General features: G+C 67.0%; 7 protein-coding genes. 2 read left to right on the top strand and 5 right to left on the bottom strand.

Features of this window, described 5'->3' with window-relative positions; translation table 11 throughout:
* On the top strand, positions 1–2,580 hold the full coding sequence (locus tag ACLFKU_RS01540; RefSeq protein WP_410847952.1) for a [protein-PII] uridylyltransferase: 2,580 nt from the start codon (positions 1–3) through the stop codon (positions 2,578–2,580).
* An 18-nt stretch (positions 2,581–2,598) separates the two neighbouring features.
* Here the strand turns inward: ACLFKU_RS01540 and ACLFKU_RS01535 are convergent, their stop codons facing one another.
* Positions 2,599–3,411: a hypothetical protein gene (locus ACLFKU_RS01535; RefSeq protein ID WP_410847951.1), complete on the bottom strand. Its 813-nt coding sequence runs from the start codon at positions 3,409–3,411 to the stop codon at positions 2,599–2,601.
* Here ACLFKU_RS01535 and ACLFKU_RS01530 point away from each other — a divergent pair.
* Positions 3,349–4,572 (top strand): pseudouridine synthase, encoded by a 1,224-nt coding sequence (locus ACLFKU_RS01530; RefSeq protein WP_410847950.1) that lies wholly within the window; start codon positions 3,349–3,351, stop codon positions 4,570–4,572. The two genes, ACLFKU_RS01535 and ACLFKU_RS01530, sit on opposite strands and share 63 nt — an antisense overlap.
* Positions 4,573–4,668: 96 nt before the next feature.
* On the opposite strand, the gene def is transcribed toward ACLFKU_RS01530, so the two are convergent.
* The 4 genes from def to smc all read right to left on the bottom strand — a co-directional run bounded on the left by def (position 4,669) and on the right by smc (position 12,380).
* Entirely contained in the window at positions 4,669–5,202 is a 534-nt protein-coding gene (gene def, locus ACLFKU_RS01525) for a peptide deformylase (protein WP_368586913.1), read from the bottom strand.
* On the bottom strand, positions 5,202–7,265 hold the full coding sequence (ligA, locus tag ACLFKU_RS01520) for an NAD-dependent DNA ligase LigA (RefSeq protein WP_368586912.1): 2,064 nt from the start codon (positions 7,263–7,265) through the stop codon (positions 5,202–5,204). The genes def and ligA overlap by 1 nt, the downstream gene beginning before the upstream one ends.
* 166 nt (positions 7,266–7,431) lie before the next feature.
* Positions 7,432–8,748 carry a cell division protein ZipA C-terminal FtsZ-binding domain-containing protein gene (locus tag ACLFKU_RS01515; RefSeq protein WP_410847949.1) on the bottom strand — a complete coding sequence of 439 codons (1,317 nt, stop codon included), beginning with the start codon at positions 8,746–8,748 and terminating at the stop codon, positions 7,432–7,434.
* A gap of 113 nt (positions 8,749–8,861) precedes the next feature.
* Positions 8,862–12,380 carry a chromosome segregation protein SMC gene (gene smc / locus ACLFKU_RS01510; protein WP_410847948.1) on the bottom strand — a complete coding sequence of 1,173 codons (3,519 nt, stop codon included), beginning with the start codon at positions 12,378–12,380 and terminating at the stop codon, positions 8,862–8,864.
* Positions 12,381–12,482: the final 102 nt, after the last annotated feature.

The following is a 12,482-nucleotide window of genomic DNA, read 5'->3' as shown; positions in this document are numbered from 1 at the left end:
ATGAGTAGCGTTCCAGCCGTCGCCCCCTCCCATGCCTCGTCGCTCAAGGCGGACTACAAAGTGGCCAAAGCCCAGTTGCTGGAACGCTTTCGAACGGCCACCAACGTCGACGCGTTGATGGCCGCGCTCGCGCGCGCCACGGACCATTCGCTGCGCGCCGCCTGGGACACCTGCGAGCTGCCCGACGATCTCGCACTGGTCGCGGTCGGCGGCTATGGGCGCGGCGAACTCGCGCCGCACTCCGACATCGACATCCTGGTGCTGCTGCCCGACACGCGGCTCGAGCATCTGGAGGCGCGCATCGAGCGCTTCATCAGCCTCGCGTGGGATCTCGGGCTGGAACTCGGCAGCAGCGTGCGCAGCGTGTCGCAATGCCTCGAGGAAGCGGCCAACGACGTCACGGTGCGTACCTCGCTGCTGGAAGCGCGACGCATCACCGGCAGCACCGCGCTGTTCGACGATTTCGCCCAACGCTACCGTGCGGTGCTCGACCCGAAGGCGTTCTTCCAGGCGAAGGTCCTCGAAATGCGTCAGCGTCACGCGAAGTTTCAGGACACGCCGTACGCGCTCGAGCCGAACATCAAGGAAAGCCCGGGCGGGCTGCGCGATCTGCAGCTGATCCTGTGGATCACGCAGGCGGCCGGGTTCGGCAGCAGTTGGCGCGAGCTCGAAGCGCGCGGGCTCATCACCGAGCGCGAGGCGCGCGAACTGCGCCGCAACGAGGGCTTCCTGAAGGCGCTGCGCGCGCGGCTGCATGTGATCGCCGGGCGCCGTCAGGACATCCTGGTGTTCGATCTGCAGACGCCGGTCGCCGAGAGCTTCGGCTTCAAGCCGACCGCGACCAAGCGCGCGAGCGAGCAACTCATGCGCCGTTACTACTGGGCCGCGAAAGCGGTCACGCAGCTCGCGACGATCCTGATCCAGAACATCGAGGCGCAGCTGTTTCCGACCACGAGCGGCATCACGCGCGTGCTGTCGGATCGCTTCGTCGAAAAGCAGGGCATGCTCGAAATTACGTCCGACGACGTGTTCCAGCGCGAGCCGAACGCGATCCTCGAAGCGTTTCTGCTTTACGAGCGCACCCCCGGCGTGAAGGGTCTGTCGGCGCGCACGCTGCGCGCAATCTACAACGCCCGTGATGTGATGGACCAGTATTGGCGGCGCGATCCGGAAAACCGCCGGCTCTTCATGGAAATCCTGAAGCAGCCGGCCGGCATCACGCATGCGTTCCGCCTGATGAACCAGACCAGCGTGCTCGGGCGTTATCTGCTGAATTTCCGGCGCATCGTCGGGCAGATGCAGCACGACCTGTATCACGTGTACACCGTCGATCAGCACATCCTGATGGTGCTGCGCAATCTGCGCCGCTTCGCGATCGCCGAGCATGCGCACGAATACCCGTTCTGCAGCCAGTTGATCGCCAACTTCGACCGGCCGTGGGTCCTGTACGTGGCCGCGCTGTTTCATGACATCGCGAAAGGCCGCGGGGGCGATCACTCCACGCTGGGCATGGCCGACGCGCGGCGCTTCTGCCGGCAGCACGGCATCGAAGGCGAGGATGGCGAACTGGTCGTGTGGCTCGTGCAGCAGCATCTGACGATGAGCCAGGTCGCGCAGAAGCAGGACACCAGCGACCCCGAAGTGATCAAGCGCTTCGCCGAGCTGGTCGGCACCGAGCGGCGTCTGACCGCGCTCTATCTGCTGACCGTCGCCGACATCCGCGGTACCAGCCCGAAGGTCTGGAACACGTGGAAAGGCAAGCTGCTCGAAGACCTCTACCGCACCACCCTCGCCGTGCTGGGCGGCGCTCAACCGGACGAACATTCGGAGCTGAAGTCGCGCAAGGAAGAAGCGCTCGCGCTGCTGCGTCTCGAAACCGTGCCGGAAGGCGCGCAACGGGCGCTGTGGGACAAGCTCGACGTCGGCTACTTCCTGCGCCACGACGCGGCGGACATCGCGTGGCAAACGCGCGTGCTGTACCGCCACGTCGAAACGCCGACGCCGCTCGTGCGTGCGCGGCCGTCGCCGATCGGCGACGCGCTGCAGGTGCTCGTCTACGTGAAGGACCAGCCCGATCTGTTCGCGGGCATCTGCGCGTATTTCGACCGCAACGGCCTGTCGGTGCTGGATGCGCGCGTCAGCACGACGCGCCACGGGTACGCGCTCGACAACTTCCTCGTCACGCACACCGAAGAGGACGTGCACTATCGCGACATCGCCAATCTGGTCGAGCAGGAGCTGACCGCGCGTCTCGCGGGCCACGGCACCTTGCTGCCGGGACCGTCGAAGGGCCGGCTGTCGCGGCTGTCGCGCACCTTCCCGATTACGCCGCGCGTCGACCTGCGGGCCGATGAGCGGGGCCAATACTACATCCTGTCCGTGTCGGCGAACGACCGGCCGGGCCTTCTTTATTCGATCGCGCGCGTGCTGGCCGAGCACCGGGTCGGCGTCGCCTCGGCGCGGATCAATACGCTCGGCGAACGCGTCGAGGACGTGTTCCTGCTCGAAGGACACAGCCTGTCGGACAATCGCCTGCAAATTCAGGTCGAGACAGAACTACTGCGCGCGATCGCAGTGTGAGATTTCATGCGAATCAAATTAACAGCGAAGCATCCGCGGCCGGCGTCGTCCGAACGCGCCCCTGTCCGTCCCGGCAGCGCGTCGGCGCGTAAGCCGACCCGTCCAGCGGGGCCGAAGCCCTTCGAGGCCGAAGGTGGCGCGAAGCGGCCGGTCGGCGCGAAGCCGGCGGGCGCCGGTGCGCCGCGCGCGCCGCGTGCCGAAGGGTCGGGCGCGCGCGAACGCGGCACGGCTGCCGCGGGCGCACCGCGCCGGTTCGAAGGTGCGGCTGAGCGTGGCGAGCGCGCGCCCCGGCGCGATTTCGGCGAGCGGAGCGAACGCGCGCCGCGTCGTTTCGAAGGTAGCGCTGAGCGCGGCGAACGTGCCCCACGGCGCGAATTCGGCGAGCGGACCGAACGCGCGCCGCGTCGGTTCGAAGGCAGCGCTGAGCGTGGCGAACGTGCCCCACGGCGCGAATTCGGCGAGCGGACTGAACGCGCGCCGCGTCGCTTCGAAGGCAGCGCTCAGGGTGGCGAACGTGCCCCCCGGCGCGAATTCGGCGAGCGTGGCGAACGAGCACCGCGTCGCTTCGAAGGCGGCGCTGAGCGCGGCGAACGCGCGCCCCGTCGCGAATTCGGCGAGCGTGCAGAACGCGCGCCGCGTCGTTTCGAGGGCAATGCGGAGCGCGGCGAGCGCGCACCGCGCCGCGACGACGGCGAACGCCGTTCGTTCAGCGGTCCGCGCGCAGGTGCGGGCAGGCCGTTTGAAGGCAGCCAGCGTGGCGACCGCCCGGTGCGCCGGCAGCGCGATGCAGCCGACCGTCCGCGCTTCGGCAGCGACCGCGGTGAACCGCAACAGCGTCGCGGTAGCGATCGAGGCGAGCGCAGCGACAGCGCCCCGCGCCGCTTCGAACGCGAGCGCAACTTCGCGAAACCCGTAAAGGGCGGCTACGGCGAGCGCACCGAGCGTCCGGCGCGCGCCCCGCGTGAGGACCGCGGCGAGCGCGGTGCACGCGGCGACTGGACGCCCACGCGACGCGAGTCTGGCGACCGTGCCGCACGCGGCGGTGAACGTACCGAGCGTCGCGAGCGTCCTGCGCGCAGCTTCGACGACACGCTGCCAGCCGCAAACCGCCGCTTCGGCGACGACCGGCCCGCCCGCGCCGCCAAGCCGCGAACCTCGGCATCGGCAACAGCCCAACCCGTCGACACCACCATCGACACCCCGCACCCGCCCCGCCGCGATCGAGAAGACGCGCCGGGCATGCTGCGTCTGTCGAAGCTGATGTCCAAGCTCGGCCTGTGCTCGCGCCGCGAGGCCGACGAGTGGATCGAGAAAGGCTGGGTCATGGTCGACGGCGAGCGCGTCGATACGCTCGGCACCAAGGTGTTCCCGGATCAGCGCATCGACATTGACCCGGCCGCCGAAGCCTTTCAGTCGAGCCAGGTGACCGTGATCGTCCACAAGCCGGTCGGCCTCGTGTCGGGACAGGCGGAGGACGGCTATCAGCCGGCCATCACGCTCGTCACGCCGGAGAATCGCTGGGAAGGCGACCATTCGGGCATCCGCTTCTCGGTGTCGCATCTGCGCCAGCTCGCGCCGGCCGGACGTCTCGACATCGATTCGACCGGCCTGCTGGTGCTGACGCAGGACGGCCGCATCGCGAAGCAACTGATCGGCGGTCATTCGGACGTGGACAAGGAGTATCTGGTGCGCGTCGCCTACGGCGATCACACGGTCGACGTCGAAAGCCATTTCCCGGCCGAAAAACTTGCTCTGCTGCGCCACGGCCTGTCGCTCGACGACGTCGCGCTGAAGCCCGCGCAGGTCAGCTGGCAAAACGGCGAGCAGTTGCGTTTCGTGCTGCGCGAAGGCAAGAAGCGTCAAATTCGCCGCATGTGCGAACTGGTCGGTCTCGAAGTGGTGGGCCTGAAGCGCGTGCGCATGGGCAACGTCATGCTCGGCGCGCTGCCGCCGGGACAATGGCGCTATCTGTCGGAAGACGAGTCGTTCTGAGGTCCGTCCAATGCGCGTCGTTGCTCGGAGCGGGCGCATCGGCACAACAAAAAACCCACGCACTCAGGCGTGGGTTTTTTGTTGGCGGCAGCCGTGTCAGTCGTCGCTATTCGGATCGAGATCGGGAAACAGGATTTCGGTAAAGCCGAACCTCGAGAAATCGGTAATCCGCATCGGATACAGCTTGCCGATCAGATGATCGCATTCGTGCTGCACGACCCGTGCGTGAAAGCCCTCGGCGACCCGATCGATCGGATTGCCGAACTGATCGAAGCCGTGATAACGGATCATCGAAAACCGGCTCACCACGCCACGCAGTCCCGGCACCGACAGGCAGCCCTCCCAGCTCTCTTCCATGTCCTGCGACACCGGCGTAATGGTCGGATTGATCAGCACCGTCTCCGGCACCGGCGGCGCGTCCGGATAGCGCTCGTTCGAGCCGAAGCCGAAGATCACCACCTGCAGATTGACGCCGATCTGCGGTGCGGCAAGACCCGCGCCATTTGCCGCGTGCATGGTCTCGAACATGTCTTCCACGAGCCGGTGCAGCTCGGGCGTGTCGAAGTGATCGACCGGCTCGGCGATTCGCAGCAAGCGCGGATCGCCCATCTTCAGAATGTCGTGAATCATCAGTGCCCCTCCAGGAGCTTGCGCATACCATCTTCGTCGAGTACGGGGATGCCGAGTTCCTCGGCCTTCGCGAGTTTGCTGCCCGCGTCGGCGCCCGCCACCACGTAACTGGTTTTCTTCGATACCGACCCCGCGACCTTCGCGCCGGCCGCCTCGAGCATTTCCTTCGCGTCCTCGCGCGACAGGTTCGGCAGCGTCCCGGTCAGCACGACCGTCTGGCCGGCCAGCACGCCCTGGGGCGCCTTCGGCGCGGGCGGACCCTCGGGCCACGTGACTCTGCCCGGCGCGCGCAGTTGCTCGATCACCGTGCGGTTGTGATCCTCGGCGAAGAACTGATGGATCGATTCGGCGACGACCGGCCCCACGTCGTTGACTTCGAGCAGCGCTTCCAGCGACGCATCCATGATCGGATCGAGCGAGCCGAAGTGCTTCGCAAGATCCTTCGCGGTCGATTCGCCGACATGGCGAATCCCCAGCGCGTAGATAAAGCGCGCGAGCGTCGTGTGCTTGGCCTTTTCGAGCGAGTCGAGCAGGTTCTGCGCCGATTTATCGGCGAAGCGGTCGAGCTCCGCGAGCGTCGCAAAGCCGAGATTGAACAGATCGGCCGGCGTGCGGACCAGGTTCTGCTCGACCAGCTGATCGATGATCTTCTCGCCGAGGCCGTCGATATCGAGCGCGCGGCGCTGCGCGAAGTGCCACAGCGCCTGCTTGCGCTGCGCCGGACAGAAGAGCCCGCCCGTGCAGCGCGCAATCGCCTCGTCGGGTAGCCGCTCGATCGCCGAGCCGCACACCGGGCACTGCGTCGGCATCACGAACTCGCGCGCATCGGCCGGACGACGGTCGAGCAGCGCGCTGACCACCTCCGGAATCACGTCGCCGGCACGCCGCACGATTACGGTGTCGCCGATACGGATGTCCTTGCGGCGCACTTCGTCTTCGTTATGCAGGGTCGCGTTCGTGACCGTCGCGCCGCCGACGAACACCGGCTCCAACCGCGCGACCGGCGTAATCGCGCCGGTGCGGCCGACTTGCACGTCGATCGCGACGAGCTTCGTCAGCGCTTCCTGCGCCGGGAATTTGTGCGCGAGCGCGAAGCGCGGCGCGCGCGACACGAAGCCGAGCCTGTCCTGCTCGTCGCGCCGGTTCACCTTGTAGACCACGCCGTCGATGTCGTACGGCAGCCTGTCGCGCTTTTCGCCGACCGCGTGGAAGAAGCCGAGCAGGCCTTCGGCGCCACGCACGACCGCCCGCTCGCCATTGACCGGCAAGCCCATTTCCTTGTACCAGTCGAGCAGTTCGCTATGCGTGGCTGGCATCTCGATGCCGTCGAGTACGCCGATCCCATATGCGAAAAACGACAGCGGCCGCTGCGCGGTGATCTTCGAATCGAGCTGGCGCAAGCTGCCCGCCGCCGCGTTGCGCGGGTTCGCGAATTCGCGTTGCCCGGCGGCGCGCTGGCGTTCGTTCAGGCGCTCGAAATCGCGCTTGAACATCAGCACTTCGCCGCGCACGTCGAGCACGTGCGGCACGCGCTTTCCCTTCAGCTTGAGCGGAATCGAGCGGATCGTACGGACGTTTTCGGTGACGTTCTCGCCAGTCGTGCCGTCCCCGCGTGTGGACGCCTGCACGAACACGCCGTCGACGTAGCGCAGCGAGATCGCAAGACCGTCGAATTTCAGCTCGGCCGCGTAGTCGACGGGGACCGGCGGCTCGCTAGCGTTGTTGCCGAGCGCGTCGCCGATGCGCTTGTCGAACGCGACGATGTCTTCGTCGGCGAAACCGTTGTTCAGCGACAGCATTGGCTGATCGTGCACGACCGGTTCGAAACCGCTCGCGGCCTCGCCGCCGACGCGCTGCGTCGGCGAATCGGGCACGATCAGATCCGGATGCTCGGCCTCGATGCGCTCCAGTTCCTTGAACAGCTTGTCGTACTCGGCATCCGGCAGATCCGGCTGATCGAGCACGTAGTACGCGTAGTTCGCGCGTTCGAGTTCCGCGCGCAACCACACGGCCCGTTCGGCCGGAGCGCTGGTTGCGGAAGAAGGGACGGAGGATCGGGCCATGCTGTCGGAGGCTTCTCGAGATGAATGTCGGACATCGGATTATCGCAGGAAGCGTGCCCCTTTACATCGGTGAATACCGGGCGAGCCATGCTGCAACGCAAGCCGGAAACGACGACGGCCGCACATCGTGCGGCCGTCGTCAAAACGGGTGGAACGCTGAAACGGCTTACTGGCTGAACAGGCGCCGCGTGGCGGGCGAACCGGCCGGAATGCCCGCTTGCTCCAGCTTCGCGTACAGCGTCATCAATTGCTTTTCGATCGCGAGCAGCGCGCTTTCGGGCAACGGCCGGCGACCGTCGTCGACCACGCGGCCGCCGATGCGCTCAGACAGCGACTTCGCGTAATCGCACATCAGACGGAACGGCAGGATGTCTTCGTCGGCGACCGGCACGTCGAGCACCAGCGTGATCATCTCGCCGCCTTTGTACGTGAGGTCGTCGCGCAGGAAATTGGTGTCGCCGAATTGCAGCATGAATACCGGGTTTTGCCGCGAGTCGAGCTTGACGAAGCGCGTGCCGTCACGCGACAGCAGCAAACCGTCCTGCGACGCGACCGCCTGCACGTAGTTGGCCGACCACGGCGCGCCGTCCGACAGCACGTTGATCGACAGCTGTGCGTCGCACTGGGCGGCAAAGCCGTCGAGCTCGCGCGCCATCGCGACGGTTTCGAGCATGTCGGGGAATTCCGGCGCGGTGTCGAGCGCGTCGGCGAACTGCTGCACGCCGGTCACGAACTCGGAAAATTCGAGCTCGTTGAGCGCGCCGCTGCGGTTCGCGAGCTGCGCGGCCGCGCGCAGTTCTTCGTAGCGCGTGCCGTTCTGCAGCAGCTCCCACGCGCCGCCGCCTTCAGGCTTGCCTTCGATATGCACCGGCTTGCTGCCCGCGCGACGCAAGCGCTGCGCGAGCGGCAACACCTTGTCGCCGGCCACGGGGCCATTCAGCCGGATCGGCACGATACAGTCGATGCGCCGGTCGACGATGGCCGGTGGCGCCGACGAAATCGTCGTGGCAGCCGGCAGGATTGGCTCGACCCGCTCGTGCTCGGTGGACGCCGGCTGGGGCGCGGCCGCTTCGGCGACGGGTCGCTCCACGTCCGCGTCCGGCGCCGCCGCATGCTCGCCTTCGCCGGCGGTATCGGCATCCGCCGACGGATAACCGTTCGGCGACGTCATCTCGGCCTGGATATCGGCCGGTGTATCGAGCGGCGCCGCGCCCGCGCCGAACGTCGGCTCCACGCGCGCGGCGCTCGAATGCGCGGTCGCTTCGGCGCTCACGCTGGGCTCACGCCGCGTGGTCGGCCGGGCCGGCTCGATGAACGGACTCTGCTCCTCATGCTCGTCGCGCGCAAAGCTCTCGGCGGTGTCGGCCGGCATCGGCCGCGGCATCTTGCGACGCACCTTCGCGCCCTGCCACGCGTTGTACACGACCACGCCCCCCACCACCACGGCACCTGCGCCGATCAACCCGAGTGTCAACTCGTCCATGCATGCTCCATCAGCAATTCTTCTATCCACGCGGGCCTGTCGTCCGCTCCACGTACCGCGCGGCTCTCATCGAGGCCGCTGCGCTGGATGCGGATGCCCGCGAAGGCGTTAACTCAAACGATATTCTGGGCGAAACCCGCCGCCGTTTCCATGTCGACCGCAACGATCCGCGAGACGCCCTGCTCCTGCATCGTCACGCCGATCAGCTGTTGCGCCATCTCCATCGCGATCTTGTTGTGCGAGATGAACAGGAACTGGGTTTTGTCCGACATCGCCCGGACCAGATTCGCAAAGCGCTCGGTGTTGGCGTCGTCGAGCGGCGCGTCCACTTCGTCGAGCAGACAGAATGGCGCCGGATTCAGCTGGAACATCGCGAACACGAGCGCGGTCGCGGTCAGCGCTTTTTCGCCGCCCGACAGCAGATGAATCGTCGAATTCTTCTTGCCCGGCGGCTGCGCCATCACCTGCACGCCGGCGTCGAGGATTTCGTCGCCGGTCATGATCAGCTTCGCCTGGCCGCCACCGAAGAGACGCGGGAACAGTTCGCCGAAATGACGGTTCACTTCATCGAACGTGCTTTGCAGCAGCGTGCGCGTCTCGGCGTCGATCTTGCGGATCGCGTCTTCGAGCGTTTCGATCGCGCTCGTCAGGTCGGCCGACTGCGAATCGAGGAAGCTCTTGCGCTCGGTCGCGGCCTTCAGCTCGTCGAGCGCGGCCATGTTGACCGGCCCGAGCGCGATGATCGCGTTGTTGATGCGGGTGACTTCGCCCTGCAGGTACGACGGCTTCAGGTCCGGCGTCAGCTTGGCCTGCAATTCGGCTTCATCGACCCCGGCCGCGCTCAGCTGCTCGACGAACTGCTCGCCGTTGATGCGCGCGGCCTGCTCCTTCAACTGCAATTCGTTGATGCGGTCGCGCAGCGGCTGCAGCGCGCGCTCGGCGGTGAGGCGCGTTTCATCGGCCGAGCGCAGCTTCGCGGTCAGGTCGTCGAGCTCGACGCGCGCGGCGCGCAGCGCCTCTTCCTTGACGGCGCGGATATCGAGCGCGTCCTGCAGACCGGTGTGCGCGGTCTGCTCGTTGATCGTTTCGAGCTCGGCGCGAGCATCTTCGAGCGAGCCCGCGACGCGCTCGCTCTGCTCATGCGCGACCTGGATGCTGCGCTTCAGTTCGTCGATGCGGTTCGCCATGTTGCGCGCGGCGAAGCGCGCGTCGGTGGCGGCGCGGTCGAGATCGCGTGCCTCGCCGCGGGCGGTCGTCAGTTCTTCGTCGAGCGCTTCGAAGGCGAGCTGATGGTCTTCGAAGCGCGCCTGCAGTTCGGCGAGCTCGCCGTCGTGACGCTCGAAGTTCGCTTCCGATTCCGCGCGGAGCGCACGCTGCTCGTCGACCTGCGCGGCGATCTCTTCGAGTTCCTCGCGAATCTGCGTGCTGCGCTGTGTGTAGCGCTCGTGCGCCTGAGTGAGCTTCAGCACGTCCATCTGCAACGCGTGGACCCGCTGCGTCGCGCGCTCGGCCTGCTGACGCATTTCGGCGAGCGCTTGCGCGGCTTGCGTGTGCGCGGCTTCGGCGCGGATCGCGGCGGCCTTCGCCTCGTCGGCGAGCAAGGCCTGCGCACGCACCTGGCGGCCGAGGTTCTCGATTTCCTGCTGACGCGCGAGCATGCCGGCCTGTTCGGAATCGGCCGCGTACAACTGCACGCCGACGCGCGTGACCACGTGCCCCGCCTTCACGACGAATGCGCCGCCGTCGGGCAGCTGCGCGCGCATCGAAAGCGCCTGCTGCAAATCGTCGGCGACGTACGCGCGGCCGAGCCAGTCGGTCAGCACCGCGCGGATACCCGCGTCCTCGATGCGCACGAGCGACAGCAGCGAGCGCAGCGCGCCGGCCGCCGGGGCCGGCTGGCCGGCCGCGGGCGGTGCGTAGAACGCGAGCTTGGCGGGTGGCGCGTCGGTTGCGAACGCCTTAACCCAGTCGAGATTCGACACTTCGAGCGCCGCGAGGCGCTCGCGCAACACCGCTTCGAGCGCGGTTTCCCAACCGGCCTCGACATGCAGCTTCTTCCACAGACGCGGCAGGCTGCCCAATTCGTGCTTGTCGAGCCACGGCTGGATCTTGCCTTCGGTCTGCACGTTTTCCTGCAGCTGCTTGAGCGCGGCGAGGCGCGCGTCGAGCTGATGGATCTGCGCGCTTTCGGCCTGCACACGCTCCTGCGCGGCGCGCCGTTCGCCGTCGAGCCGCGGCAGTGTTTCCTGCGCATCGGCGAGGCGTCCCTGCGCGTCGTGCAGGATTTCCTCGTGCTCGGCGAGCTGCATGCGTAACTCTTCGAGCTGCGCCTCGTCGGGCGCGTCGAGCCCGCCTTCTTCCGATTTCAGCCGCTCCTGGCGCTGCTGCAGTTGCTGCAATTGCTGATCGGCATTGCGCTGATGCGCGGCTTCGAGCTTCAGCGCCTGCTCGGTCTGTGCGATGCCGGCGCGCTCGGTGTTCAGCTCCGCCTGCGCGTCGCGCCAGCGCGCTTCGAGCGCGGGCAGCGCGTCGTGCTTAGCGGCGGCGTCCTCTTCGGCCAGCAGGGCTTTTTCTTCGGCGACGGCCAATTGCTCTTCGGCGTCGGCGATATCGTCCTGCGCCTTGTCGGCTTGCGATTGCCATTGCTCGCGCTGCGCCGTGAGCGCAGCGATCTGCGCCTGCACGCGGTTGCGCGATTCGACGATGAAGCGGATCTCGGCTTCCAGCCGGCTCACTTCCGCGTTCGCCTCGTACAGCGCGCCCTGCGCGCCCTGCATCGCGTCGCTCGCCGAATAGTGCGCGACGCGCAGCGTTTCGAGTTCCGCCTCGACTTCGCGCAGCTTCGCGGTTTGCGCCTCGAGGTCGATCTGCGCCTGTTCGATCGCGCGCTGCTGGCGCTGCTGCTCGCCAGCCGCTTCGTTCTTGCGCAACAGCCACAGCAGACGCTGCTTTTCCTCGCCGTCGCTTTGCAACTCGCGATATCGCGTCGCGACGACCGCCTGCCCTTCCAGCTTCTCGAGATTCGTGCCGAGCTCGCGGATGATGTCCTCGACGCGCGTCAGGTTCTCGCGCGTGTCGTGCAGACGGTTCTCGGTCTCGCGGCGGCGCTCCTTGTACTTCGACACGCCGGCGGCTTCTTCGAGGAACACGCGCAGCTCTTCGGGCTTCGCCTCAATCAGCCGCGCGATCATGCCCTGCCCGATGATCGCGTACGCGCGCGGCCCGAGGCCGGTGCCGAGGAAGATGTCCTGAATGTCACGGCGGCGTGCCGGCAGATTGTTGATGTAGTAGCTCGAGGTGCCGTCGCGCGTCAGCACGCGCTTCACGGCGATCTCCGCATACTGGCCCCACTGGCCGGCGGCGCGGCCGTCCGCGTTGTCGAACACGAGTTCGACGCTCGCGCGGCTGCCGGGTTTGCGTGCGGTCGAGCCGTTGAAGATCACGTCCTGCATCGACTCGCCGCGCAATTCGGAGGCGCGCGATTCGCCGAGCACCCAGCGCACGGCGTCGATGATGTTGGATTTGCCGCACCCGTTCGGACCGACCACGCCAACCAGTTGGCCTGGGACCTGGAAATGCGTGGGATCGACGAAGGATTTGAAGCCAGCGAGTTTGATCGAGGTGAGCCGCACGGCGATTTCGCTGTTTGAAAAGAGAGTGTGATAGGTGGCTCGCGAGGTTGCGCCAGTCGTTCACCGCCGTGGCGGGACGGCCCCACGCAACCTCGCGAGCCT

Source organism: Paraburkholderia sp. EG304 (assembly GCF_046543485.1).
Lineage (GTDB): Bacteria > Pseudomonadota > Gammaproteobacteria > Burkholderiales > Burkholderiaceae > Paraburkholderia > Paraburkholderia youngii.
The sequence above is the reverse complement of the archived record's forward strand: the minus strand, read 5'-3'. Positions and strand labels throughout refer to the sequence as shown.

What these genes read in the sequence shown, in the direction of transcription:
- ACLFKU_RS01540 (WP_410847952.1), top strand. Translation starts at nt 1, where the DNA reads ATGAGTAGCGTTCCAGCCGTCGCCCCCTCCCATGCCTCGTCGCTCAAG.
- def (WP_368586913.1), bottom strand. Translation starts at nt 5,202, where the DNA reads ATGATTCACGACATTCTGAAGATGGGCGATCCGCGCTTGCTGCGAATC.
- ligA (WP_368586912.1), bottom strand. Translation starts at nt 7,265, where the DNA reads ATGGCCCGATCCTCCGTCCCTTCTTCCGCAACCAGCGCTCCGGCCGAA.
- ACLFKU_RS01515 (WP_410847949.1), bottom strand. Translation starts at nt 8,748, where the DNA reads ATGGACGAGTTGACACTCGGGTTGATCGGCGCAGGTGCCGTGGTGGTG.